The following is a 24,187-nucleotide window of genomic DNA, read 5'->3' on the forward strand; positions in this document are numbered from 1 at the left end:
GGGCTGACTCGCACCCGCGGTATCAGCGGGCCGAAATCCTCGAATCGGGGAAGATCACCGGAAAACCGGGATTGGGCGCAGCTGAGCTACCGGGCGGAGCCGGGCAGACAACAGGCGCTGCAGACGCGCTTGTAGTCGACGTGGCGACGTGCCACAAGTCGAACTCCGGATGCGCGCATGCGACCCATTGTGCCATGCCGTCGCGCGCAATCCGACCGCCCTACCAGTATTTCCCGTGCGCTCCCGGAGAATCGCCTGGTTCCGGCCGGTTATATGTGACGGTCGTCATATTTGCTTGACGAGGTCGAGGGCCCGGCAGGAAAGGAAGGGTTGACCTCGAGATAACTCGAGGTTGCAGGCTGACGGTATGAGTACCGAAACAGACGGGTCGGCCTACGCACCGGCCGATACCGATACCGAGATCGCAGCGATCCACGCTGTGGTCGCCGCCGTCGCGCAGGCGCAGGCAAACGAGGATGTCGACCGGTTCGCCGCGTTGTTCCGCGCGGACGCCCTGTGGACGACCGGACACGGCAAAAGGCTGTACGGGCAGCCCGCGATCGCGGAGTTCACAGCACAGGTGCTGCCGGGCTCCGCCTTGAAAGACCGGGTCACCTACGACGTCGAGCACATCGTGTTCCTCCGGCCCGATGTGGCGGCGGTCAAGGTGCGGCAGCGCTATTACACCGACGCCGGCGACCTGGACAGCGAAGGTGCCCCGCTGTACGTGATGACCAAGGAGAACGGGCGCTGGATGCTCACCGCCAACCAGAACACCCCGGTTATCGCAGGCTGAGCGGCGGCCCGGCACACTGGAACGATGACTTCGCCCGCCACCGCGACCCCGCACAGCGACACCGTTCCGGTGCTGCGCGATTTCGGTGGCGGGCCGTTCGGCATCTACGTGCACGTGCCGTTCTGCGCAACCCGCTGCGGATACTGCGATTTCAACACCTACACCGCCGGTGAACTGGGCACCTCCGCCTCGCCGGAATCGTGGGCGGCCGGGCTGCGCCGGGAACTCGCGGCCGCCGCCGGGCAGTTCGCGGAGCTACCCAGTGCCATCCCGCCGGTCGCGACCGTTTTCGTCGGCGGCGGTACCCCGTCGCTGCTCGGCGCCGACGGGCTGGCCGGCGTGCTCGACGCGGTCCGGTCCGAATTCGACCTGGCCCCGGACGCCGAGGTGACCACCGAATCGAACCCGGAATCCACGTCCCCCGAATTCTTCGAACGCATCCGGGCTGCCGGATTCACCCGCGTCTCGCTGGGGATGCAGTCGGCGGCATCACACGTCCTGGCGGTCCTGGACCGCACACACACTCCCGGACGTGCGGTGGCCGCCGCCCGCGAGGCGCGGGCCGCCGGGTTCGACCACGTCAATCTCGACCTGATCTACGGCACCCCCGGTGAACGCGACAGCGATCTCGACGCCAGCCTGGACGCAGTACTGGATGCGGGTGTGGACCACGTATCGGCGTACTCGCTCATCGTCGAAGACGGCACCGCCCTGGCCCGCCGGGTACGTCGCGGCGAACTGCCCGCACCCGACGACGACGTCCTCGCCGCCCGCTACGAACGTATCGACGCCCGTCTCGCCGCCGCCGGGCTCACCTGGTACGAGGTCTCGAACTGGGCCTCCGGCGATGCCGCCCGGTGCCGCCACAACCTCGGTTACTGGGACGGCGGCGACTGGCTGGGGGCGGGCCCCGGCGCGCACAGTCACGTCGGCGGAGTCCGCTGGTGGAACGTGAAGCACCCGGCCCGCTACGCCGCCCGCACCTCGAACGGCGGCCTACCCGCCGCCGGCTGGGAAGCGCCCACCGCGGAGGACCGCTACCTGGAGCGGGTCATGCTCGCGCTACGCCTGCGCACCGGACTTCCACTGTCGGATCTCGACGCCGCCGGTCTGGCGGCAGCCCAGGGGGCCACCGCGGACGGTCTCGCCTCGATCCGGGACGGTCATCTGGTCCTCACCGACCGCGGCAGGCTGCTCGCCGACGGTGTCGTCCTGCGGCTGCTGGGTTGAGCTGCACGCCGCGTCCCGGCGGGCGGATCACCGGCCGGGACCACCGGAGTGAACCGCGTCAAGCGGGCAGAACGCCGCTGACCTGGTCCTGGACGAACCCGGTGGCTTTGCCTTGCCAGTCGGCGATGATCTCGTCCGCGTCCGTCAGGGTGATCAGAATCGATGTGAGGGCTGCCTTATAAGGCTCGATATCCTTCAGTACATCGGTGAGGCGCTGGATGAGCCCGGACACCCGGGTGGTCGAGCCGGCGATCTGTGCGGCCGCCTGACCCGCTACGACCGGCGCTGCAGTGCCCGCCGTGCACGCCAGTTCGATGGTCCAGGTGATGAGCGCTGCGGCGAGTGAGCCCAGGATTGCCTGTACCAGGCCGCGGACGGCCTCCACGATTTCGCCGGTTTTCGTCATGATGTTCTGTAACGCTGCCGCGGCGCCCGCTGCCGCGCCCAGCCGGTCGACGGCATCCACCGCGAAGGCGCGGTAGGCGGTGGCCGCAAGCCCGGACCACTCCGCGATATCCGTAGTGACGGCGGTCTGCCAGTCGGCGCCGATAGCGGTGAGTTCCCCCGCGATTTTTTCCCATGTTGCTGCGTAGGCCGCGATCATGCCCGGATTTCCCAGGAGCGCATCGAATGCCAGACGAATCGGGTCGACATGTTCGAGCATCCATCCGGCGATCTGACCCCCGACGAAACCGAACGGATCGGCGGCGATCTGCCCGACGATGTCCGTGGTGGCGCCGAACGCCTCCAGTGCGCCCATTATGGACGGGTCCGCCTGGAAACTCGAGACGATTTGCCAGGCGTCGGGTGCGATGGTGCCCGCTGCGATTCCCGCTTCGCCAGGGGCCGGCATGCCCATATTCGCGAAAAGGACGGATTCGCCGAAATAGTTGTCTTCGTAATCCGTGCCCTCGGCGATCAAGGTGTTTTCGGGCGGGGCTTCGTCGTCGAATCCGGCGACGTTCTGTGTGATCCACTGGCCGGCTTCGTCGGACATTTCAGACCACCTCCGGGCCGTCGCCGAGTCGCAGCCCCGACAGGGTCGTCGACAAGGCTTCGTCCATGTTCTGGAAGGAATCGGCGTCGGCATTCATCATGCCGGGAACGGCGGCGAGCCTATCGGCGAGCTTCCGGATCGCATCGACGGTCGCGGTGTGGTTATCGGCGAACAACCAGGAGACGATCGGCCGTGGAATCGCGCCGAAACCGTCGTCGGCGGCGGCGATATAGGCCGCAGCTTCCAGTGCGGTGGCGGTCCGATCGGCCAGGCCACTCAGTTTGTTCGCGTGGGTGCGTAGCTGGTCCGGGTCGACATTCAGCGGGGCGGGTTGTTCGGTCATCGTCGCAGCCTCAGACCAGCCAGGACTTGTTCCGGTAGTACTCGGTCTCCTCGTCCTCGACATCCGGGATCAGGGAGCCCGGGTTCGCCGGAGCGGTGGCGCCGTGTCGCGGCGGTGGTGGTGGTTCGGCCGGTGGTGCGGGTGGGCGAGGGCCGGGCAGGGTGGTGCCGGGGACGCTCCCGGCCGGATCGTTCCAGATCGGCGCCGGCTCGTTCCATGCCGGTGTGGAGCGCGGTTGCGCCGGGTCGGCGGTGGGCGCAGGATGCGGCCGGGACGGAGCCTGCGCCGGCGGTGCCCAGGAGGCTGGATCCGCGGCGGCAGGTGGTTTGGGGAACTTGTCCAGAATGTTCGCACCGATGGGATCGTCGCCGACTGTTTCGTGCACTGTCGCCGCCACCTGATCCACCAGCTGCTGCCGGGCCCGGTTCAGACACGACATCACCTCGGCGGACAGCGCGGCAGGACTCTTGCGCCTGATCTCGGCACCGAACCGGATATCGGTCGGTATTCCATTGTTGTCGACCGTGACCTGCACACTCTTATCGGCAGAGCTCTCCGTTACCGAAAGTCGCGCCATCCGGCCCTGGAGCGTCTGGAACCGCTCGGCCTTCTGGTGCATCTCCTCGGCCCATCGGGCCAGGCCGGCGGCCCCGGTAAACGGATCGTCGGACACCGAATTCCCCCCTGCGAGTACAGATTCTGTTGCTGTGGCGGCGACTGTATCACGCACCGCTAGGTCCACGAACCGAGCCTGCGGACGGTGCGGAACTAGACTGTGGAGAGGGGCCGGGTGCACTAGCCAGGCCTTCGGCAAGCCGGTACGCCGCCGGGTCAGGCCGCGTACAGCACAGCGAGGAGGTGGGTCGATGTCGAGCACCGAGGATCGGCGCTTCGAGGTCCTTCGGGCGATTGTCGCCGACTATGTCGCCACCAAGGAGCCCATCGGCTCGAAGACCCTGGTGGACCGGCACAACCTGGGTGTTTCCAGTGCGACCGTCCGCAACGATATGGCGGTCCTGGAGGCCGAGGGATATATCGCCCAGCCGCACACCAGCTCGGGGCGGATACCCACCGACAAGGGATACCGGCAGTTCGTGGACCGAATCGCCGATGTGAAACCGCTGTCGGCCGCGGAGCGCAAGGCCATCATGCAGTTCCTGGAATCGGGGGTGGACCTCGACGATGTGCTGCGCCGCGGGGTCCGGCTGCTGGCCCAGCTCACCCGTCAGGTCGCTGTCGTCCAGTATCCGACGGTATCCGCGTCGACGGTGCGCCACCTCGAGGTGGTGGCGCTCAATCCGGCCCGGTTGCTGCTGGTGGTGATCACCGATACCGGCCGGGTCGATCAGCGCATCGTGGAGCTGGGCACCGTCGTCGACGACGAGGATCTGGCCGCGCTGCGCGGCATGCTGGGTGCGGCCATGGACGGTAAACGCCTGGCCGCTGCCTCCGCCGCCGTGGCCGAACTGCCCGAGCAGGCGCCGCCGCAGTTGCGGGATGTGCTGATCAAGGTGTCGACGGTGCTGGTGGAAACCCTGGTCGAGCATCCCGAGGAGCGGCTCGTGCTCGGCGGTACCGCCAACCTCACCCGCAACGCCGGTGATTTCGGCCTGCACGGTTCGCTGCGCACCGTGCTGGAAGCGCTCGAGGAGCAGGTCGTGGTCCTCAAACTGCTGGCCGCCGCCCAGCAGCCGGGGATGGTGACGGTGCGGATCGGTGAGGAAACCCAGGTCGAGGAGATGCGCGGAACCTCGGTCGTCACCACCGGCTACGGCGCCGCGGGCGCGGTCCTGGGCGGTATGGGTGTGCTCGGCCCCACCCGGATGGACTATCCGGGAACCATCGCCTCCGTCGCAGCCGTCGCCCGCTATATAGGCGAGGTTCTCGCCGAACGGTGAGGGGTTGTGCCGCGGCGCCGGAACCACGCCGACAGGCACTGTTACGCTCGGATATTCAGACGGCTAAAGTTGAGTCGACCCGACTTAGATCACGGCCGGGCGGCTACATCCGACAGGAGTCATGCGGCCGGCCGGATGAGGCCGGGGCCGTGGACAGCGACCAAGGACTAAGAGAACTCAAGTGGCACGGGATTACTACGGACTGCTCGGTGTCGGCAAGGACGCCTCCGACCAAGAGCTCAAACGCGCGTACCGGAAACTGGCTCGCGAACTGCATCCCGACGTGAACCCCGACGAGGCCGCGCAGGCCCGGTTCAAAGAGGTCTCCGCGGCGTACGAGGTGCTGACGGATCCGGAGAAACGCCGCATCGTCGATATGGGCGGTGATCCGCTGGACGCGGGCGGCGGAGCCGGTGGTTTCAGCGGCGCCGGTTTCGGCGGCCTGGGTGATGTGTTCGAGGCCTTCTTCGGTGGGATGAGCGGTGGCGCCGGGGGTGGCGCGCGCAAGGCCCGGGGCCGGGTGCAACCCGGCGCCGATTCGCTGGTGCGTACCCGGCTCAGCCTGGCCGAATGTGCGGTCGGGGTGACCAAACACCTCACCGTCGACACCGCCATCCTCTGCGACCTCTGTAAGGGCGCGGGCACCAACGGCAATTCCAAGCCGGTGCGCTGCGAAACCTGCGGTGGTGCCGGTGAGGTGCAGTCGGTGCAGCGTTCTTTCCTCGGCCAGGTACTCACCTCCCGCCCCTGCCCGACCTGCCGCGGCGCCGGGGAGACCATCCCCGACCCCTGCCACAAATGTGGTGGCGACGGCCGGGTCCGGGCCCGCCGCGAGATCGCGGCCCCGATCCCGGCCGGTGTGGCCAACGGGATGCGGGTGCGGCTGGCGGCGCAGGGTGAGGTCGGCCCGGGCGGCGGTCACGCCGGTGATCTGTATGTCGAGATCGTGGAGCAGCCGCACGATGTTTTCGTCCGCGACGGCGATGATCTGCACTGCACCGTCCGGGTCCCCATGGTGGACGCCGCCCTGGGGACCACCGTGGTGATCGACACCATCCTGGACGGGCCCACCGAGCTCACCATCGCTCCGGGGACCCAGCCGGGTGAGATCTCGGTGCTGCGCGGGCACGGTATGCCGCGGTTGCGGTCCAGCGCGCGGGGCGATCTGATGGCGCATCTGGATATCGTCGTGCCCACCAAACTGGACAGTAAGCAGGCCGATCTGCTGCGCAAGTACAAGGGCCTGCGGGGCCGGGACAAGGCCGAGGTGATGTCGGCGCAGTCCGAGCACAACAGCGGTCTGTTCGCCCGGTTGCGCGCCTCCTTCAGCGGACGCTGACCCGATGGCCGCTCCGACCGTCTTCTATCTCGACGAGATCCCGGAGCCGGGCGGTATCGCGGTGCTGGACGGCCCGGAGGGCCGGCACGCCGCGACGGTGCGCCGGATCCGGGTCGGCGAGGCGATCAGCCTCTCCGATGGACGCGGTGTGGTCGCGGAGACGGAAGTTGTTGCCGCGCAGAAGAATCAGCTCGAACTGCTGGTGCGTGACCGGGGTCGCGCCGAACCGGCGTCCCCGGCGGTGACGGTGGTCCAGGCACTGCCGAAATCAGAGCGTTCGGAACTGGCGGTCGAACTGATGACCGAGGCCGGTGCCGATGTCATCGTCCCGTGGCAGGCTGCTCGTTGTGTCTCGAATTGGGAGGCCAAAGCCGATAAGGGTGTGGCGAAATGGCGGGTGGCGGCCAAGGGCGCGGCCCGGCAGTCGCGCCGCGCCTATATCCCCGAGGTGACCGCGCTGCATCGCACTCCCGAAGTGGTCGACGCGGTGCGCGCGGCGAAAGCGCAGGGCGCGGTGGTCGCCGCGCTGCACGAATCGGGGACCGGTAGCTTCACTGCGCTGCCGTGGGCCGCGGCGCCCGCGGTCGTGCTGATCGTCGGCCCGGAGGGGGGCCTCGACGATGCGGAGTTGACGGCGCTGGCCACCGCCGGTGCCGATGTGGTGCGGCTGGGGCCCACCGTGCTGCGTACGTCCACGGCGGCCGCGGTCGCGCTCGGTGCGCTCGGTGCGCTCACGGCCCGCTGGTGACGCCCGGGTGAACTCCTCGTACCGCCGGGCGACCGGGGTGTAGGCACTCGTAATTCGGGTGGGACCTGTCGGGCCCGGGAGTTAGACTCGGGGCAGCGATACCGTTCGCGAGCAGAGCAAACAGCGCGCCTCACCGCGCCTGTCGAGACCGGAAAGCAGGCCATAGCCACTACGTGCGATCACAAGGCGATATCGGCGATCAGAATCCTTCCGCGGCCGACAACGGGGCCTCCGGGCCCGCGGCACGCACTGTCCGTTCCAGTATCGAACTCGCGCCGGAGTCGGTGTTTCCTTTCCTCGGTTCGGCCGATGCGAATCTGCGTGAACTCGAGAGCCTGCTGTCCGCAGATATCCATGTCCGCGGCAATCTCGTCACCCTCACCGGCCCGGCCGCCGAGGTGGCGCTGGCCGAACGGGTTGTCGAACAATTGGTGGCGCTGACCGGCCGTAACCGTGCCATCACCCCGGAAGCCGTGCGCCATACGGTGACCATGCTCACCGACGGCAGTGCCGAATCGCCGGCCGAGGTGCTGAGCCTGGATATCCTGTCGCGGCGCGGGAAGACCATCCGGCCGAAGACGCTGAACCAGAAGCGCTATGTGGATGCGATCGACGAGAACACGATCGTTTTCGGTATCGGGCCCGCCGGTACCGGCAAAACGTATCTGGCGATGGCGAAGGCCGTCCAGGCGTTGCAGTCCAAGCAGGTCAATCGCATTATTCTCACCCGCCCGGCCGTCGAGGCCGGGGAACGCCTGGGCTTTCTCCCGGGCACACTGAACGAGAAGATCGATCCGTATCTGCGCCCGCTGTACGACGCCCTGCACGACATGATGGATCCGGAAGCCATCCCGAAATTGATGGCGGCCGGTGTTATCGAGGTCGCGCCCCTGGCCTATATGCGAGGCCGGACTCTCAACGATTCGTTCATCATTCTCGACGAGGCGCAGAACACGACCGCGGAGCAGATGAAAATGTTCCTGACGCGGCTCGGGTTCGGGTCGAAGATCGTGGTGACCGGCGATGTCACGCAGGTGGACCTGCCGCACGGAGCCCGCTCGGGATTGCGGGCGGCCAGTGAGATCCTCACCCGTATCGAGGATATCCATTTCGCCGAACTCACCAGCAGCGATGTGGTGCGGCACCGGCTGGTCTCCGACATCGTCGACGCCTACGAGAAGTTCGAGGCCGAAACGCGGCCGCCCGTCGGGCCGCCGCATATGTCCGGGAATCGGGCGCAACGGCGCGCGGCGGGCCGGACAGCGCGACAGTAAGGGCGCGGAGCCGGAGGTGTGGCGTCGCACTCGCCGGGTCGTGCGCGGGCGTCGGATAGGTAGCGGCCGACGCTACCCATTAGGCTGACCAGGTGAGTATCGAGATCGCCAACGAGTCGGGTATGGACGTGCCCGAGGAAGACCTTGTCGGTGTCGCCCGCTTCGTGATCGGCCGGATGGACGTGCACCCGGCGGCCGAGCTCTCGATGGTGTTGGTCGATCTCGACACCATGGCCGACCTGCATATGCGCTGGATGGATCTACCGGGACCGACCGATGTGATGTCGTTCCCGATGGATGAACTCGAGCCCGGCGGCCGTCCCGACAGTCCGGAACCCGGACCCTCCATGCTCGGCGATATCGTGCTGTGTCCCGAGTTCGCCCTGGACCAGGCCGCCAAGGCCGGGCATTCGCTCGATCACGAACTCGCCCTGCTCACCGTGCACGGGGTACTGCATCTGCTCGGTTACGACCATGCCGAACCGGCCGAGGAGAAGGAGATGTTCACCCTGCAGGCCCAGTTGCTGGAGCAGTGGTACGAGGAGTTGCGCGAGGAGCAGCGCCGTGCCGAGCTGGCGGCGCGCGATGCCCGGCTGCTGGACAAAACGGGGTTCGTGGCACCGGAAGAGGGCCGTTCGCGGCCGGGTGACGCACACGCGTGAACGAGATGATCCTTTTACTGCTCGCCGTGTTGCTCGCTGCGGTGGGCGGGGTTTTCGCCGCCGTGGATTCGGCGTTGAACACCTTGTCGGTGGCCCGCCTCGACGATATGGCGCGGGGCGACCGGCCCGGGGCGGTGCGGTTGAGCCGGATCGTGGACGACCGGCCACGCTATGTGAACCTCATGGTGTTGTTGCGCATTCTGTGCGAGATCACCGCAACGGTGCTGCTGGCCGCGGCGCTGACCCGGTTCATGGACAGTGCCTGGGCGCTGCTGGTCACCGCTGTGGTGATGGTGCTGGTGTCCTATGTGGTGATCGGGGTCGGCCCGCGCACCCTGGGCCGCCAGCATGCGTATTCGATCGCCCTCACCGCAGGGCTGCCGCTGCAGTTCATCGGTGCGCTGCTGGGCCCGCTGAGCCGGCTGCTGATCCTGCTCGGTAATGCCATCACGCCCGGTAAGGGTTTCCGGAACGGGCCGTTCGCCTCCGAGATCGAACTCCGCGAAGTGGTCGATATGGCGCGCGAACGCGGTGTGGTCGCCGACGACGAGCGCCGGATGATCCAGTCGGTATTCGAACTGGGCGATACCACCGCCCGCGCGGTGATGGTGCCGCGTACCGAAATGGTGTGGATCGAAGCCGATAAATCGGTGGCGCAGGCGATGTCGCTGGCGGTGCGCAGCGGGCATTCCCGGATTCCGGTGATCGGCGAGAATGTCGACGACATCCTCGGTGTGGTGTATCTGAAGGATCTGGTGCCCTACGCCGACCGCGGCCGCAGTGTGCGGGTGCGTGAGGTGATGCGCGACGCGGTGTTCATGCCCGATTCCAAACCGCTCGACGATCTGCTCGACGAAATGCAGCGCCGACGCAACCATATGGCCCTGCTGGTGGACGAATACGGCGGTATCGCCGGTCTGGTGAGCATCGAGGATGTGCTCGAGGAGATCGTGGGCGAGATCGCCGACGAGTACGACACCGACGAGACCCCGCCGATCGAAGAGCTGGAACCGGGCCGCTACCGGGTGTCGGCGCGGCTGCCGGTCGCCGACCTGGGGGATTTGTACGGGCTGCCGATCGGTGAGGAAGAAGTGGACACCGTCGGCGGTTTGCTCGCGCACGAGTTGGGGCGGGTACCGCTGCCGGGCGCGGAGGTCGTCGCGCACGGGCTGGAATTACGCGGTGAGGGTGGTGCGGACGCCCGCGGGCGGGTCCGGGTGCACACCGTGGTGGTGTCCCGGGCGCCGGAGCAGACTACGGAAACCGATGCGGAGCCGGACCGGGACCGCCCGTCCGCCCGAAGTGACGAGGGAGCAGGCGATGACTGAACTGGATGCCGAGGACAACAAGCTGCTGGTTTTGGCGCGGGGGGCGCTGGGCCGCGCGGGTGGCGCCGCGGGCGCGGCGATCCGCGATACCGACGGCCGCACCTATGCTGCCGGTGAGGTGGGATTGCAGGCGTTGCGGCTGACGGCGTTGCAGTCGGCGGTGGCCGCGGCGATCTCCAGCGGCGCGGAGGGTTTCGAGGCGGCCGTCGTGGTGGGCGGTAAGTTCGCCGACGCGGGGGTAACGGCTGTGCGTGAGGTCTCCGCGGGTGCGCGGATCATCTTCGCCGACACATCGGGTGCCGTTTTCGATATCGCCGAGGGGTACGAGGCCACCGATGCCTGAATCCGGTGATCGGGAGTTCCGGTCCGGTTTCGTCTGTTTCGTCGGCCGCCCGAATACGGGTAAATCGACGCTGACCAATGCGCTGGTGGGGGCGAAGATCGCGATCACCAGTTCGCGGCCGCAGACCACCCGCCACACCATCCGCGGGATCGTGCACCGGGAGCACACCCAGTTGATCCTGGTGGATACCCCGGGTCTGCACCGGCCCCGTACTCTGCTCGGCCAGCGACTCAACGATCTGGTGCGCGATACCTATTCCGAGGTGGATGTGATCGCGCTGTGTATCCCGGCGGACGAGAAGATCGGCCCGGGGGACCGCTGGATCGTGCAGCAGGTACGGCAGATGGCGCCGAAGACCACCCTGCTCGGTGTGGTCACCAAAATCGACAAGGTCGGCCGGGATCAGATCGCGAAACAACTTGTCGCGGTTTCCGAACTGCTCGGGCCGGATTCCGATGTCATCCCGGTCTCGGCCGTCAAGGGGGAGCAGGTCGAGCTGCTGATCGATCTGATCGCCTCGAAGATGCCGCCCGGCCCGGCGTTCTATCCCGACGGGGAACTCACCGACGAACCCGAGGAAACCCTGATGGCCGAGCTCATCCGGGAGGCCGCACTCGAGGGGGTGCGTGACGAGCTGCCGCATTCGCTGGCGGTGGTGATCGAGGAGGTGCTGCCGCGCGAGGAGCACGAGGGCATGCTCGATGTGCATGCGTTGCTGTATGTGGAGCGGCCGAGTCAGAAGGCGATCATCATCGGAAAGGGTGGCGCGCGACTGAAAGAGGTCGGCACCAACGCCCGGAAACAGATCGAACATATTCTCGGCACCCGTATCTACCTGCATCTGCATGTGAAGATCGCGAAGGACTGGCAGCGCGACCCCAAACAGCTGGGCAAACTCGGCTTCTAGAGCGAACTCGGCCGACGTCTTTTCGATACTGAGTGTTGGCTGAGGTTTGGCCTGCTCGGGTGGCGCCGGTTGGACTAGGCCGATATGCTTCGGCCCCGATACCCGAAAACGGCGGAGCGAAACCAGTTTTCATCCGACGATTCGGTAACGGGGCACGATGGGGTGTCGGATGCGGGCTCGGCGTGGAGTCGGCAGGACTTGGCGCGAGCGGGGGTACCCGACCTATGTACGAATCGGTGGTGGCGAGCGGTCCGGACAGGCCTGGGCCGGCGGACCGGCGGCAGTGGGTGGCTCCCGCGCTTGCACTGGCGATCTCGGTGACGATCGGTGTCGGACTGGTCGCCGGCGCCATGCTCTCGGTGGCTCCACCCGACCGGATGCTCACGGCCGTATGGATTTCCGTCGCCGTCGTCGCAGCCTGCACCGCGGTCACCACCGCGGTGTATGTCCGGGGGCTGTTCGGTGCCGAACAGCAGCGCCGGGCGGAAACGGCACGTCTGCTGGCCCGGGCGGAGGCCCGGGTCGCGGCCGCCGAACAGGCCGTCGCCGTGGAGAAGGAGGCCACCGCGGCCAGTGAGCGGCGCCGGTCGGCGGCCATTGCGGCGCTGGCGAACGCGTCCGGCCGGATGCAGGCCATGACCACCAGCATGCTGGCCGAACTGCAGGATCTGGAACATCGATACGCCGACCAGACCGTGCTCGCCGATCTGCTGAAACTCGATCACGCCACCGCCCAGGCCGGCCGCCTCGCCGACAGTATCGCGATCCTCAGCGGTGCACGCACCGGACGGCGCTGGGCCAAACCCATTGTGCTGGAACGGGTGCTGCGTGCGGCCATCGGGCGGGTCGGCGGTTATCAGCGGGTGCGGATGCGGGCCATCGCCGAGATCGCGATCGCCGGGCACGCGGCCGAAGGTGTTATCCACGCCCTGTCCGAACTGGTCGACAATGCCTGCCGGTTCTCGCCGCCCACCACCGAGGTGCATATCTACGCCGCGGAGATCCCGGCGGGCGTGGTGGTGACGATCGAGGACAGCGGACTGGTGATGAGCGAAACCTCGCTGCGCCGCGCACAGACCACGGTATCCGGGACCGAGGACGCGACCGAGGGCCTGTCGTCGCTCAACGGCACCCGGTTCGGGCTGGCGGTCGTCGGCCGGCTCGCCCGTAAACACGGACTCACCGTCAGCTACCGGCCTTCGGCCATCGGCGGCACCGCTGCGGTGGTGATGATCCCCCGCGACCTCACCGCCCGGATCGAACCACCGGCCACTCCGGCATTGCCCGCCGGGAATTCGGCGGGGCAGCCAGGACTGCCCGCGGGCATGACCACCGGCTTCTCCGGATCGGTCTCCGATACCGGCTCCCGCTATCGGACCGCTCCCGCACCCGTCGACGCCCGGGACACCGGCTATCCGGCGCAGTCCTCGTACACCTCGGGTCGCCATCAGGTCACGCAGTACACATCGGGGCAGTTTCCGGCGTCGATATCGGAGATCTCGGCGACCACCACAACGGTCCTGCCCAAACGGCGCAGGGGCAGCACCCTGGCCGCCGCCCACCCCGAAGGCCTGCCCGACCGGCCCGATCTCGATCTCGATCTCTTCGATGGTTCCGCACCGGAGGACACCGCCGCGAAACATCGGTCGACGGCTTCGGCCATGGGGGCGTTCCAACGCGCGGTCACCGGCCGGGCGGAAGAGGACCCCCAGCCCTTCGGCGGACCGATCGGGTCGCCCGGCAACGGCGCCGCGCGACCGGCGCGTCATTCCACGACAACCGATTGGGAGAACGATTGATGACCGTGACATCGGATCCGGCGCAATTGGACTGGCTGCTACAGCGGCTGCTGAGCGAAACCACCGGTGCCCGGCACGCGGTACTGCTCGCCGCCGACGGTATCCAGATGTGTCATACCGCCGGGTTGTCGACGGACCAGGCCGACCGGCTCGCCGCCATCGCCTCCGGTGTGCAGGCCCTGGCCGGTAGCGCCTCCGCGGAATTCGGCAACGGCCGTGGCGGAGTGCGACAGTCGATGACCGAGTTCTACGGCGGGATCCTGTTCATCGTCGGCGCCGGTGCGGGCGCCCAGATCGCGGTCCTCGCCGCCGACGACGCCGACGCCGGCCTGGTCGGCGCGCAGATGGCCGCGCTGATCGAACAAGTTGGGGAGTATCTGTCCGCACCGCCGCGGGGGAGTAGAGCGAGACTGCTGTGAACCGCCCCGGCCGCGATGACGAACCCGACCGTTTCTACACCCTCACCGGCGGCCGTGCCGCCCCCACCACCGAAGAATTCGATCCGGTCACCCTGGTGGTCAGTGAATGCGCGCCGGCACCGGCGATGCAGCGCGAACACGCGGCCATCCTGACCATGTGCCGGCAGCCGACCGCGGTGGTGGAGATCGCCGCCGAACTGCGGCTGCCGATCGGCATCGCGACGGTTCTGGTCGCGGATCTGCTGCACTCCGGCAAGGTCACCGTGCGCCACCCCGAACTCGCCACGGGACCCTACGGCGACACATTCGATATCGACATGCTCGAGAAGGTGCTAGTTGGACTCCGTAGCCTTTGATGATCGCCCCACCCGTGCCCGTGCGCCGCTGGCAGGTTCGGTGCGGCACGGCCTGAAAGTCGTTGTCGTCGGCGGCTTCGGGGTGGGTAAGACGACCATGGTCCGCGCGGTCAGCGAGATCCAGCCGCTGGACACCGAAGCGGTGATGACCGATGCCGGGATCGGTGTCGACGATCTGTCCGGGGTGACCGGGAAGTCCACCACCACGGTCGCCTTCGATTTCGGGCGGATCAGCCTGTCCGACGAATATGTGCTGTACGTGTTCGGAGCCCCAGGGCAGGAACGGTTCTGGTTCCTGTGGGATCGGCTGTTCACCGGCGCGCTGGGCGCGGTGGTGCTGGTGGACCCGCGCCGGATCAGCGATTCCTGGTACGCCATCGACCGGCTCGAGTACCAGGGCACGCCGTTCGTGGTCGCGTGCAATTCGTTCGAGCCCGTGCCGCCACCGCTGGACGAGGTCCGCGATGCCCTCGACCTGGACCCGCACGTCCCGCTGTTCGGGTGTGACGCGCGCTCGCGGGATTCCGGCAAACAGGTGCTGATCGGGCTGGTCGAGCACCTCATCGAGCGGCAGGCGGCGGCCGTAGTGGAGGTGCGGTTGTGACCGGTCTCGAGTACAACGCCGGCCTGCCTGCCGCGAGTTGCCCAGCGGCGCAACCCGGCGCGGTCCGCCTGGACGGACCCGGTTTCCACACCGACCCCGCGCTGCTCTACACCCGGATGCGGTCCGAGCACGGCCCGGTGGTGGCGGTGGAACTCATCGGCGGGATCCCCGCGTGGCTGGTGATCGGCTACCGGGAACTGCATCAGGTCACCACGGATGGTGTGTTGTTCCCGCGGGATTCGGCGCTGTGGAACCAATGGCCGGCGATCCTGCCGGATTGGCCGCTGCTGCCGATGGTGGGCCGCCCGCAACCGGGCATCTATTTCACCGCCGGCGCCGCACACGCCCGGCATGTGGCGCTGGTGGAGCCCGCGCTGGAATCGGTGGACCCGTTCGCGCTGCGCAGCGCGTGCGAAAAACTCGCCGACGGCCTCATCGACCGGTTCTGCGGCCGCGGCCACGCGGATGTGGTCACCGAATTCGCCGAACTGCTCCCGGTGCTGACCTTGGCGTGGATCCTGGGCGTACCCGAAGCCGACGGACCCTATCTGGCACAGACGATGCAGGTGCTGTGTGACGGCGGTCCCGAAGCCCCGGCCGCCTACCAGCGGTTCGTCGAATACATGCAGCAGTTGCTGGTGCAGAAGAAACTTCAGCCGGGCCAGGATCTGGTGTCACGGATGCTCGCCGATCCCACGCCGTTCGCGGACGAAGAGTATGTGCTGAATATGCAGTCGGTCACCGCGGCCGGGCATCTGCCGACCGCCGACTGGATCGGTAATTCGATCCGCCTCATGCTGGTCGACGACCGGTTCGCCGCCGCGTTCGGCGCGGCCCGGCACAGTATCGGGCAGGCCATGACCGAGGTGCTCTGGGAAGATACGCCGACCCAGATCCTGGCCGGTCGCTGGGTCGCGCGCGATACCCGGCTCGGTGAGGCACTTGTGCGCCGCGGCGATATGTTGCTGCTCGGCCTGGCCGCCGCCAATTCCGATCCGCATATCCGCCAGTACACCGGCGACGGCGCCGACCCGGCGCATTCCGGTAACGCCGCCCATTTCGCGTTCGGGCACGGCGAATACCGCTGTCCTTTCCCGGCCCAGCAGATCGCCGAGATCATCGCCCGCACCGGTATCGAGGTCCTGCTCGACCGGCTACCCGATCTGGATCTCGCGGTTCCCGCAGACTCTCTGGGCCGTCGGCCGTCCCCGTTCCTGCGCGGGTTCACGTCTCTCCCCGTTCGTTTCACTCCTGTTCCCGCCGTTGGAGGTGGCTCGTGAGCCAGCAATGCCCGCATACCGCGACCCTGACCATCGACCCCATGGTCGCCGATCTCGCGGAGGAGACCCGCACCTTGTGTGAGGGCCCGGAGCTCACGAAAATCGACCTGATGGGTGCCCCGGCATGGACCGTCACCCGGCACAACCTGGCGCGGCAGCTTCTCGGCGACACCCGTCTGGTCAAAGATCACACGCAGTGGAATCTGTGGCAGTCCGGCGCGGTGACCCGGGAATGGCCGCTGATCGGCATGATCGACGCGGGCCGTTCCATGTTCACCGTCGACGGTGCCGAACACCGCCGGCTGCGTATCAAGACCACCCGTGCGCTGGCGCCGCGCCGGCTGGGAGCGCTGCGGCCGAAGATCGAACAGTTCACCGCCGAACTCCTCGACGATCTGGCGGCGGCCGGTGCCGAGGGCGTGGTGGATCTGAAGCAGGTTTTCGCCTATCCGCTGCCGATGCGGGTGATCAGTGAACTGATGGGCGTGCCGCGCACCGATCACACCTACCTGCTCGAGTCGTACAAGAAGTTCTTCTCGCTGCTCACACCGCATGACGAGCGGATGCGGATCTACGGCGAACTCGACAACTACTACACCGGCCTGATCCGGGAGAAGGCCGCGAACCCGGCCGACGATCTCACCTCCGATTTCCTCCACGATGTGGCCGACGGCGAAACCCCGCTCACCGAGGAAGAAGTACACGGCAACCTCAAGGCGCTGGTGGCCGCCGGTCACGAAACCACCGTCAGCCTGATCGTCATGACCACCCGCGCCCTGCTCGGTCACCCGGAACAGCTGGCCGCGATCCGGGCCGGGGAACGCACCTGGGAGGAAGCGATCGAGGAGACGCTGCGCTGGGACGGCCCCGTCATCCACCTGCTGATGCGTTTCGCCACCGAGGACATCACCGTCGGTGAGCACACCATCGAAAAAGGCGACGGTGTGGTCATGTCCTATCGCGCCATCGGCCGCGACCGCGGAGTGCACGGCGCCGACGCCGACACCTTCGATATCACCCGCTCGACCGCGAACCGCAATATCTCCTTCGGCTACGGCCCGCATATCTGCCCCGGTGCGGCCCTGGCCCGGCTGGAGGCCGGCATCGCCCTGCCCGCCCTGTTCGACCGCTTCCCGAACCTGCGCGCCGATATCGCCCTCACCGAACACGGCAACCTGCCCGTATTGACCCAGAACGATCCCGCGCCTTTCCCGGTCCATCTCGGAACCTAGAACCGGCGCCGGTCCAGTCGGCCGCCGAATTCCGGCGCGACTCATCTGCGCGATATGCCAAGGTGGTCCGGCGCATGCCTGCCCGCCGATGCGACCAGCGGCCCTTCTGCACGGTCGGCCTCCGCCGGGCAGACCGGATCCGCGCCGAATGCGGCCCGGATCCGTACCGCCGCCGGTGGCGCCAATAGACTGAGCCCGTGCAGTTGTACAGGGACCATGCGGTGGTGCTGCGCCAGCACAAGCTGGGCGAAGCCGATCGCATTGTCACGCTGCTGACCAGGCAACACGGCGTGGTGCGCGCGGTGGCGAAGGGGGTGCGCCGGACGAAGTCGAAGTTCGGCGCGCGGCTGGAACCCTTCGCCTATGTCGATATCCAGCTGTACCCCGGCCGCAATCTCGACACGGTGACCCAGGTGCATACCGTGGAGGCTTTCGCGACCGCCATAGTCGCCGACTACGGCCGCTACACCACCGCCTGTGCGGTCCTGGAAACCGCCGAACGCCTGGCCGGGGAGGAACGCGCTCCCGTCCCGCGGCTGCACACGCTCACCGCGGGCGCCCTGCGCGCGATCGCGGCAGGGGAACGCCCACACGAACTCGTCCTCGACGCCTTCCTGCTGCGCGCCATGGACTATGCCGGCTGGGCTCCCGCCATCGACGAATGCGCCCGCTGCGCCACCCCCGGCCCGCATCGCGCGTTCCATATCGGTGCCGGCGGCGCGGTCTGCGTGCACTGCCGGCCGGCGGGCGCCGCCACCCCGGCTCCTGCTGTCTTCGATCAACTGTTCGCCCTGCGGCACGGTCGCTGGGACCGGGTCGCGGATATTCCGGAATCGGCCCGCCGCCAGGCCAGTGGCCTGATCGCCGCTCACCTGCAGTGGCACCTGGAACGTGAACTGCGCACCCTGCGTCTCGTCGAACGTTCCGTCGGTGGCGCGGCCTCCGGCGTCGCAGGGCCGGGACAGCACTGACGCTCAGCCCGCGCCGGCCGACCGGTCGCGGTGTTCCGGCGTTCGCGGTCCGGGCTCGCAGCCCGCAACACCAGCGGCTCGGCCGAATTGCTGCCGATGTGCGCTTCGGCGGCCGCCGCCGGCACCTGCGATGTCCGGTAAGCACCCGCTCAGGCCGGTGCGTTGCGAGCACAGTTACTCTTTGAATCGTGATCCTGCGTCGTGACTCTGCCGGTTCGGACGTGTCCGCCGGTGCTCGTACCGTCCGCCCGCCGGCACCGCATCCTTCGGGCGCGACCCCGCCCGATATTCCGCGGGAGCTCGTTCCCCGGCATGTTGCGCTGGTGATGGACGGTAACGGTCGCTGGGCGCAGGAGCGGGGGCTGCCGCGGACCGCCGGCCATGAGAAGGGCGAGGCCGTTCTCATGGACACCGTCGAAGGCTGTATCGAGATCGGGGTGAAGTGGCTGTCGGCGTACGCGTTCTCCACCGAGAACTGGCGGCGCAGCCCCGATGAGGTGCGGTTCCTCATGGGCTTCAACCGGGATGTGATCCGGCGCCGGCGCGACGAGATGCACGAGATGGGGGTGCGGGTGCGCTGGGCGGGACGGCGGCCGCGGTTGTGGCGCAGTGTGATCAAGGAGCTCGAGATCGCCCAGGAGCTCACGCAGGACAACACCGTGATGACGCTGACCATGTGCGTGAACTACGGTGGCCGTGCCGAAATCGCCGATGCGGCGCGGGAGGTCGCGCGCCGTGTTGCGGCGGGGGAGATCGATCCGGAGAAGGTCACCGAGGATGTTCTCGCGCGGTATATGGATGAACCGGATATGCCCGATGTGGATCTATTTCTGCGCCCATCGGGTGAGTACCGGAGTTCGAACTTCTTGATCTGGCAGTCCGCGTACGCGGAGTTCGTGTATCAGGCCACCCTGTTCCCGGATTTCGACCGCCGCAATCTGTGGGAGGCATGTATGGAGTACGCGCGGCGGGATCGCCGGTTCGGTGGTACCAAATGACTTCCGAGACAGGCTCCGGTGCCGTGGCCCCGGATATCGAGCTGAAGGCGCGGGCCGGAGCAGGTCTGGGCCTGCACGATATCGATGTCCGGGTCGATACCGACGGTTCACTGCGGTTCGATTTCCAGGGTGCGCTGTGTTCGCTGAGTGCGTTCACGCTGACGCCGGGCCTGGATGTGCTGTCGCTGACCTGCGTGCTGGCCTGGGACCGCCCGCTCAAACCGCAATTGCACAAGCGGGTGGCCGAGCGTAATGCCGCGTTGCAGTTCGGGTCGATCGCATTGATCGCGCACGAGAAGCTCGCGGATGTGATCCTGCGCTACACCTTCCCGGCGGCGGGTCTGGACGATCAGGCGCTGACCACCATGCTGTTGCTGGTACTCGGCGGTGCGGGGGAGGCGCGTCAGGGTTTGCTGCCCTGATCGTTGCCGTCGGCGCCGGCCGGTGGTCCGTAGGGCAGGAGGGTGGCGACGCCGCGTATGTACTGGTCCCTGTCCACCTCTCCGATGATCAAGTGCTGGAGGACGTAACCGGGTAGCAGGCCGAAAATCGCGGCCGTGACGGCGTCGAGGTCGGCGTCGGCGGGTAGCCACCCCTGTTCGTACATCCGCTCGACGTAGGCGTGCCACATCGCCCGGATCCCGGTCATGGTCCGGCGGACGGGTTCGGCGGCGTTGTCGTCGATCAATGCCAGCGACCAGGCTTGCGGCGCCAGCCGTAACCGGCCTTCCGGGCCGGTCTGGGTATCGATCCACGCGGTCAGATGGGCCACCAGTTCCGCCGGGGGTGGGAGCGGGTCGCGGCGGATCACTTCCTCCATACGGGCCCGGATATCGCCCGCCGCGGTGGAGGCCAGCGCGACCACCAGTTCGTCCTTGCCTTTGAAGTAGCGGTAGACCGCGCCCGCCGACAGCCCCGATTCGTTGAAGACGTCCTGCATGGAAGTCTGGTGGAATCCCTTGCGGACAAAGCAGATCCGGGCGGCATCGAGGATCTGCTGCCGGCGGCGTTCCAGGTGTTCGTCACTGACTCGGGGCATACCCCAAACTAAAACGAATATTCGTTCTTGACAAGCTGTGGCGGCCGGTGAGACCGTGGGCCCATCGTTAAAAAGAACGAGCCTTCGATTTCTGGGAGAACGTCATGAACGTCATCCAGCGTGCCGTCGCCATCGGGTTGGGCGCGGCCCTCCTGCAAGCGCTGATGTTGATCGCCTTCGCCTGGCCCGCCACCAATATCGCCCCGCGTGATCTCCCACTGGCCGTCGCCGGACCGCAGGCCGAGATGGTCGAAGCGCGGCTGGCCGGCCAGAGCCCGGACGCCTTCGAACTGACCACCGTGCCCGATGAGGCCGCGGCCCGCGCAGCCATCGGCGAACGCGAGGTCTACGGCGCGATCGTCACCGGAAACGGTGCGCCCAGGATGCTGGTCGCCTCCGGTGCCAGTCCGGCGGTGGCCCAGCAGCTGACCCAGGTCGGTCAGCAGATGTCGGGAACGCCGCCCGTGCAGGTCGAGGATGTGGTCGCCGGTGATCCCGACGATCCGCGCGGCGCCGGTTTCGGGGCGATGGCCTTGCCGCTGGTGATGGCCGGTATCGCCGGGGGAGTACTGCTCACCCTGTTGATCCCGTCCGCCGCCGGGCGGATCGCGGGCGTGTTCACCTTCGGTATCGCAGGCGGCCTGCTGAGCATGCTGGTCACCCAGACCTGGCTGTCCATCGTGCCCGGCCCGTATCTGGAGCTGTCGCTGGTCGCAGGGCTGGTCTCGTTCGCCGTCGCCGGCACCGTCACCGGTCTGGCCACCGTGATCGGCCGGGCCGGAATCGGCATCGCGGCGCTGGTGATGCTGCTGATCGGCAACCCGTTCTCCGCCGCCACCTCGGCGCCGGAACTGCTGCCGCAGCCGTGGGGGACGATCGGCCAGTTGCTGCCCCCGGGCGCCGCGGCCTCGCTGATCCGCTCGGTCGCGTTCTTCGATTGGGCCGGGGCGCAGGGCCCGCTGCTGGTGCTGGTGGGCTGGGCGGTGCTGGCGCTGGTGCTGCTCGGTCTCGGAGTCCTGCGGGACAGCCGTCGTTCCGAACCTGTGGCGGGTGATCCGGCGGCGGTACCGGTACCCGCCTGACCCGCGCTGTTCGCGGACCGGACAGCCCGCTACCCGATCGCCGGGTAGCGGGCTGCGTTGTGCGTCAACGCGCTGTCGAGCGGGCCGGTTCCGGGCTTGTGTGTCGCCCCGGCGGGTAGCTCAGCTCCGGACCTCGGCGCAGGCATGGCAGGTGCCGAAGATTTCGAGAGTGTGGCTGACCTCGGTGAACCCGTGATCGGCCGCCGTACCGGCCGCCCACTTCTCGACGGTCGGCCCCGCGACCTCGACCGTCCGCCCGCAGTGCCGGCAGACGAGATGGTGATGGTGCCCGTTGGAGCACTGCCGATACACCGATTCCCCGTTGTCCGTGCGCAGCACATCCACCATTCCGGCGTCGGCGAGCGATTGCAGCGTGCGGTAGACGGTGGTCAGCCCGATACCTTCACCGCGCCGGCGTAGCTCGTCGTGTAGCTCCTGGGCCGACCGGAACCTGTCGATATCCTCCAGGAGCGCGGCGATCGCATTACGTTGCCGTGTGGTGCGAATACCGACTGCTTTCCCTCTCGTGGTCCCTTTCGCGGTGACCAGGCTCTCGGACACGAATTACCCTTCTTCTTCGGCGTGCGCTACTGCGTCGACCACGATATGCGCCAAGTGGTCGTCGACGAGTTCGTAGAGGACCTCGCGGCCCGAACGCTCGCCGTGCACTACCCCGGCCGATTTCAAAATTCGTAAATGCTGGCTGACCAGCGGTTGTGTGACACCGAGGGCATCCACCAGTTCGTGCACACAGCGCGGCGACTCCCGCAGTTGTAGCACGATGGCGATGCGAACGGGGGCCGCGAGTGCGCGCAGCAGCTCACCGGCGTTCTCCAGCACCGTGCGGGCCGGGATCGGGGCCGGTGCGGGGGAGCGGTAGGGGTTGTGGGCGACGGCGGCGGTATCGGTTGTCATGGTCCACTCCTTATTGGAAACCGGTCCCATTTTGATATGCATGGATATGCATGTCAAATGCCCACGCCGATGCGGGTGCATAATCGCCTGGCGCGGGTGGATAGGCTGTACCCGATCAGTGGCACATGCCCGAGCAATACCGTGGCAGCCGCGATCACGTGCGCCCGATCCGGGCAGCGTAACTACTGGCGATTACGTAGTGGATGGAGAGTTCTCGCGTGGCACCCAAGTCGAAGGTGGACACCGTTGCCAACCTCGCCAAGCGCCGGGGGCTGGTGTACCCGTGTGGTGAGATCTACGGCGGTACCAAATCGGCGTGGGACTACGGTCCGCTGGGCGTCGAGCTCAAGGACAACATCAAGAAGCAGTGGTGGCGCTCCATGGTCACCGGCCGCGAGGACGTGGTGGGCCTCGATTCCTCGGTGATCCTGCCCCGGCAGGTCTGGGTGGCCTCGGGCCATGTGGAAACCTTCAGCGACCCGCTCGTGGAATCCCTGCACACCCACAAGCGCTACCGAGCCGACCATCTGCTCGAGGCCTACGAGGCCAAACACGGTCGTCCGCCGGCCAACGGCCTGGCCGATATCAACGATCCCGAAACCGGTCAGCCCGGCAAATGGACCGAACCGCGTAACTTCTCGGGCCTGCTCAAGACCTACCTCGGCCCGGTGGACGACGAAGAAGGCCTGCACTATCTGCGCCCCGAAACCGCGCAGGGCATCTTCGTCAACTACAAGAACGTCGAAACCACTGCGCGCAAGAAGCCGCCGTTCGGTATCGCCCAGATCGGCAAGAGCTTCCGCAACGAGATCACCCCCGGCAACTTCATCTTCCGCACTCGTGAATTCGAGCAGATGGAGATGGAGTTCTTCGTCAAACCGGGCGAAGACGCCGAATGGCACAAGTACTGGATCGATACCCGTTTCTCCTGGTACACCGACCTCGGTATCGACCCGGAGAACCTGCGCCTGTTCGAGCATCCCAAAGAGAAGCTGTCGCACTACTCGGCCGGTACCACCGATATCGAGTACCGCTTCGGCTTCACCGGCGGCGAATGGGGCGAGCTGGAAGGTATCGCCAACCGCACCGATTACGATCTGTCCACCCACGCCAAGCATTCGGGTGTCGACCTCAGCTACTACGACCAGACCGCCGAGGAACGCTACATCCCGTACGTGATCGAACCGGCGGCCGGTCTGACCCGTTCGCTGATGGCGTTCCTGGTCGACGCGTACGCCGAGGACGAGGCCCCGAACGCGAAGGGCGGCGTGGACAAGCGCACGGTACTGCGGCTGGACCGCCGGCTCTCCCCGGTCAAGGCCGCCGTGCTGCCGCTCTCGCGTAACGCCGACCTCACGCCGAAGGCCAAGGATCTCGCCGCCCGGCTGCGCCGGAACTGGAATATCGAATTCGACGATGCCGGTGCCATCGGCCGCCGCTACCGCCGGCAGGACGAAATCGGTACGCCGTTCTGCATCACGGTCGATTTCGACACTCTGGAAGACCAGGCGGTCACGGTCCGCGAACGCGACACCATGACCCAGGAGCGGATCGCTCTCGATCAGGTCGAGGGCTATCTCGCGCAGCGTCTCCTCGGCTGCTGACCAGCAGCTCCGCCGCTTCCTGC

The 24,187-nt window shown here is 67.4% G+C and carries 28 protein-coding genes; 21 read left to right on the forward strand and 7 right to left on the reverse strand.

Going from position 1 to position 24,187, the window contains the following annotated elements; genetic code table 11:
• Positions 1–86: 86 nt before the first annotated feature.
• Entirely contained in the window at positions 87–188 is a 102-nt protein-coding gene (locus ON22_RS38490; protein ID WP_357238227.1) for an Ms4527A family Cys-rich leader peptide, read from the reverse strand.
• Between the two features lie 179 nt (positions 189–367).
• Here ON22_RS38490 and ON22_RS07365 point away from each other — a divergent pair, with 179 nt between their 5' ends.
• Together ON22_RS07365 and hemW are read left to right on the forward strand one after the other, a co-directional pair.
• Positions 368–796 carry an SgcJ/EcaC family oxidoreductase gene (locus tag ON22_RS07365; RefSeq protein WP_033244750.1) on the forward strand — a complete coding sequence of 143 codons (429 nt, stop codon included), beginning with the start codon at positions 368–370 and terminating at the stop codon, positions 794–796.
• Positions 797–820: 24 nt separating this feature from the next.
• Entirely contained in the window at positions 821–2,026 is a 1,206-nt protein-coding gene (gene hemW, locus ON22_RS07370; protein WP_033244751.1) for a radical SAM family heme chaperone HemW, read from the forward strand.
• Between the two features lie 58 nt (positions 2,027–2,084).
• Here hemW and ON22_RS34445 read toward each other — a convergent pair whose 3' ends face one another.
• From ON22_RS34445 to ON22_RS34450, 3 genes are read right to left on the reverse strand one after another with little or no spacing between them, the layout of a single operon-like run.
• Positions 2,085–3,023, reverse strand: coding sequence for a hypothetical protein (locus tag ON22_RS34445; RefSeq protein WP_051157268.1), 939 nt, complete (start codon positions 3,021–3,023; stop codon positions 2,085–2,087).
• Position 3,024: 1 nt separating this feature from the next.
• Positions 3,025–3,366 (reverse strand): type VII secretion target, encoded by a 342-nt coding sequence (locus tag ON22_RS07380; protein ID WP_033244752.1) that lies wholly within the window; start codon positions 3,364–3,366, stop codon positions 3,025–3,027.
• 10 nt (positions 3,367–3,376) lie between these two features.
• Entirely contained in the window at positions 3,377–4,039 is a 663-nt protein-coding gene (locus tag ON22_RS34450; protein ID WP_051157269.1) for a YbaB/EbfC family nucleoid-associated protein, read from the reverse strand.
• A 193-nt stretch (positions 4,040–4,232) separates the two neighbouring features.
• On the opposite strand from ON22_RS34450, the gene hrcA reads away from it, so the two are divergent.
• From hrcA to ON22_RS07470, 17 genes are all read left to right on the forward strand, one after another.
• Positions 4,233–5,264 carry a heat-inducible transcriptional repressor HrcA gene (hrcA, locus tag ON22_RS07390; protein WP_033244753.1) on the forward strand — a complete coding sequence of 344 codons (1,032 nt, stop codon included), beginning with the start codon at positions 4,233–4,235 and terminating at the stop codon, positions 5,262–5,264.
• Positions 5,265–5,445: 181 nt separating this feature from the next.
• The gene (gene dnaJ / locus ON22_RS07395; protein WP_033244754.1) at positions 5,446–6,603 is read left to right on the forward strand and encodes a molecular chaperone DnaJ; all 1,158 of its coding nucleotides are present in this window, start codon (positions 5,446–5,448) and stop codon (positions 6,601–6,603) included.
• 4 nt (positions 6,604–6,607) lie between these two features.
• Positions 6,608–7,351, forward strand: a complete 744-nt coding sequence (locus ON22_RS07400) for a 16S rRNA (uracil(1498)-N(3))-methyltransferase (RefSeq protein WP_033244755.1) — start codon at positions 6,608–6,610, stop codon at positions 7,349–7,351.
• A 191-nt stretch (positions 7,352–7,542) separates the two neighbouring features.
• Positions 7,543–8,625, forward strand: a complete 1,083-nt coding sequence (locus ON22_RS07405; RefSeq protein WP_033245286.1) for a PhoH family protein — start codon at positions 7,543–7,545, stop codon at positions 8,623–8,625.
• A 92-nt stretch (positions 8,626–8,717) separates the two neighbouring features.
• Entirely contained in the window at positions 8,718–9,287 is a 570-nt protein-coding gene (ybeY, locus tag ON22_RS07410) for an rRNA maturation RNase YbeY (protein WP_033244756.1), read from the forward strand.
• 5 nt (positions 9,288–9,292) lie between these two features.
• A complete protein-coding gene (locus ON22_RS07415; RefSeq protein WP_051157276.1) occupies positions 9,293–10,615 on the forward strand; it encodes a hemolysin family protein in 1,323 nt (440 codons plus the stop codon).
• Positions 10,608–10,958 carry a cytidine deaminase-like protein gene (locus tag ON22_RS07420; RefSeq protein ID WP_033244757.1) on the forward strand — a complete coding sequence of 117 codons (351 nt, stop codon included), beginning with the start codon at positions 10,608–10,610 and terminating at the stop codon, positions 10,956–10,958. The genes ON22_RS07415 and ON22_RS07420 overlap by 8 nt, the downstream gene beginning before the upstream one ends.
• Positions 10,951–11,865, forward strand: coding sequence for a GTPase Era (gene era / locus ON22_RS07425; RefSeq protein WP_033244758.1), 915 nt, complete (start codon positions 10,951–10,953; stop codon positions 11,863–11,865). The genes ON22_RS07420 and era overlap by 8 nt, the downstream gene beginning before the upstream one ends.
• Before the next feature lie 287 nt (positions 11,866–12,152).
• Positions 12,153–13,664 (forward strand): sensor histidine kinase, encoded by a 1,512-nt coding sequence (locus ON22_RS07430; RefSeq protein WP_255218513.1) that lies wholly within the window; start codon positions 12,153–12,155, stop codon positions 13,662–13,664.
• Entirely contained in the window at positions 13,664–14,083 is a 420-nt protein-coding gene (locus ON22_RS07435) for a roadblock/LC7 domain-containing protein (protein WP_033244759.1), read from the forward strand. Before ON22_RS07430 ends, ON22_RS07435 begins: the two co-directional genes overlap by 1 nt.
• Entirely contained in the window at positions 14,080–14,439 is a 360-nt protein-coding gene (locus ON22_RS07440; RefSeq protein WP_033245288.1) for a DUF742 domain-containing protein, read from the forward strand. Before ON22_RS07435 ends, ON22_RS07440 begins: the two co-directional genes overlap by 4 nt.
• Positions 14,420–15,043, forward strand: coding sequence for a GTP-binding protein (locus ON22_RS07445; protein ID WP_373280846.1), 624 nt, complete (start codon positions 14,420–14,422; stop codon positions 15,041–15,043). Before ON22_RS07440 ends, ON22_RS07445 begins: the two co-directional genes overlap by 20 nt.
• Positions 15,040–16,323 (forward strand): cytochrome P450 family protein, encoded by a 1,284-nt coding sequence (locus ON22_RS07450; RefSeq protein ID WP_051157271.1) that lies wholly within the window; start codon positions 15,040–15,042, stop codon positions 16,321–16,323. The genes ON22_RS07445 and ON22_RS07450 overlap by 4 nt, the downstream gene beginning before the upstream one ends.
• Positions 16,320–17,555, forward strand: a complete 1,236-nt coding sequence (locus ON22_RS07455; RefSeq protein WP_033244760.1) for a cytochrome P450 family protein — start codon at positions 16,320–16,322, stop codon at positions 17,553–17,555. The genes ON22_RS07450 and ON22_RS07455 overlap by 4 nt, the downstream gene beginning before the upstream one ends.
• 197 nt (positions 17,556–17,752) lie before the next feature.
• A complete protein-coding gene (gene recO, locus ON22_RS07460) occupies positions 17,753–18,526 on the forward strand; it encodes a DNA repair protein RecO (RefSeq protein WP_033244761.1) in 774 nt (257 codons plus the stop codon).
• Between the two features lie 188 nt (positions 18,527–18,714).
• On the forward strand, positions 18,715–19,524 hold the full coding sequence (locus ON22_RS07465) for an isoprenyl transferase (RefSeq protein WP_051157272.1): 810 nt from the start codon (positions 18,715–18,717) through the stop codon (positions 19,522–19,524).
• Positions 19,521–19,946 carry a hypothetical protein gene (locus ON22_RS07470; RefSeq protein WP_051157273.1) on the forward strand — a complete coding sequence of 142 codons (426 nt, stop codon included), beginning with the start codon at positions 19,521–19,523 and terminating at the stop codon, positions 19,944–19,946. The genes ON22_RS07465 and ON22_RS07470 overlap by 4 nt, the downstream gene beginning before the upstream one ends.
• Here ON22_RS07470 and ON22_RS07475 read toward each other — a convergent pair.
• Complete coding sequence (locus tag ON22_RS07475; protein ID WP_033244763.1) at positions 19,928–20,563, reverse strand: TetR/AcrR family transcriptional regulator; 636 nt, start codon at positions 20,561–20,563, stop codon at positions 19,928–19,930. The genes ON22_RS07470 and ON22_RS07475 overlap by 19 nt on opposite strands.
• A 104-nt stretch (positions 20,564–20,667) precedes the next feature.
• On the opposite strand from ON22_RS07475, the gene ON22_RS07480 reads away from it, so the two are divergent.
• Positions 20,668–21,645, forward strand: coding sequence for a YhgE/Pip domain-containing protein (locus ON22_RS07480; protein WP_033244764.1), 978 nt, complete (start codon positions 20,668–20,670; stop codon positions 21,643–21,645).
• Positions 21,646–21,765: 120 nt separating this feature from the next.
• Here the strand turns inward: ON22_RS07480 and ON22_RS07485 are convergent, their stop codons facing one another.
• Together ON22_RS07485 and ON22_RS07490 are read right to left on the reverse strand one after the other, a co-directional pair.
• Positions 21,766–22,206 (reverse strand): Fur family transcriptional regulator, encoded by a 441-nt coding sequence (locus ON22_RS07485; RefSeq protein WP_231508616.1) that lies wholly within the window; start codon positions 22,204–22,206, stop codon positions 21,766–21,768.
• 3 nt (positions 22,207–22,209) lie between these two features.
• Entirely contained in the window at positions 22,210–22,560 is a 351-nt protein-coding gene (locus ON22_RS07490) for an ArsR/SmtB family transcription factor (RefSeq protein WP_033245293.1), read from the reverse strand.
• Between the two features lie 218 nt (positions 22,561–22,778).
• Here ON22_RS07490 and ON22_RS07495 point away from each other — a divergent pair, with 218 nt between their 5' ends.
• Positions 22,779–24,164, forward strand: a complete 1,386-nt coding sequence (locus ON22_RS07495) for a glycine--tRNA ligase (protein ID WP_033244765.1) — start codon at positions 22,779–22,781, stop codon at positions 24,162–24,164.
• Positions 24,165–24,187: the final 23 nt, after the last annotated feature.

Origin of the sequence: Nocardia carnea NBRC 14403 (assembly GCF_000308515.1) — a bacterium.
GTDB lineage: Bacteria > Actinomycetota > Actinomycetes > Mycobacteriales > Mycobacteriaceae > Nocardia > Nocardia carnea.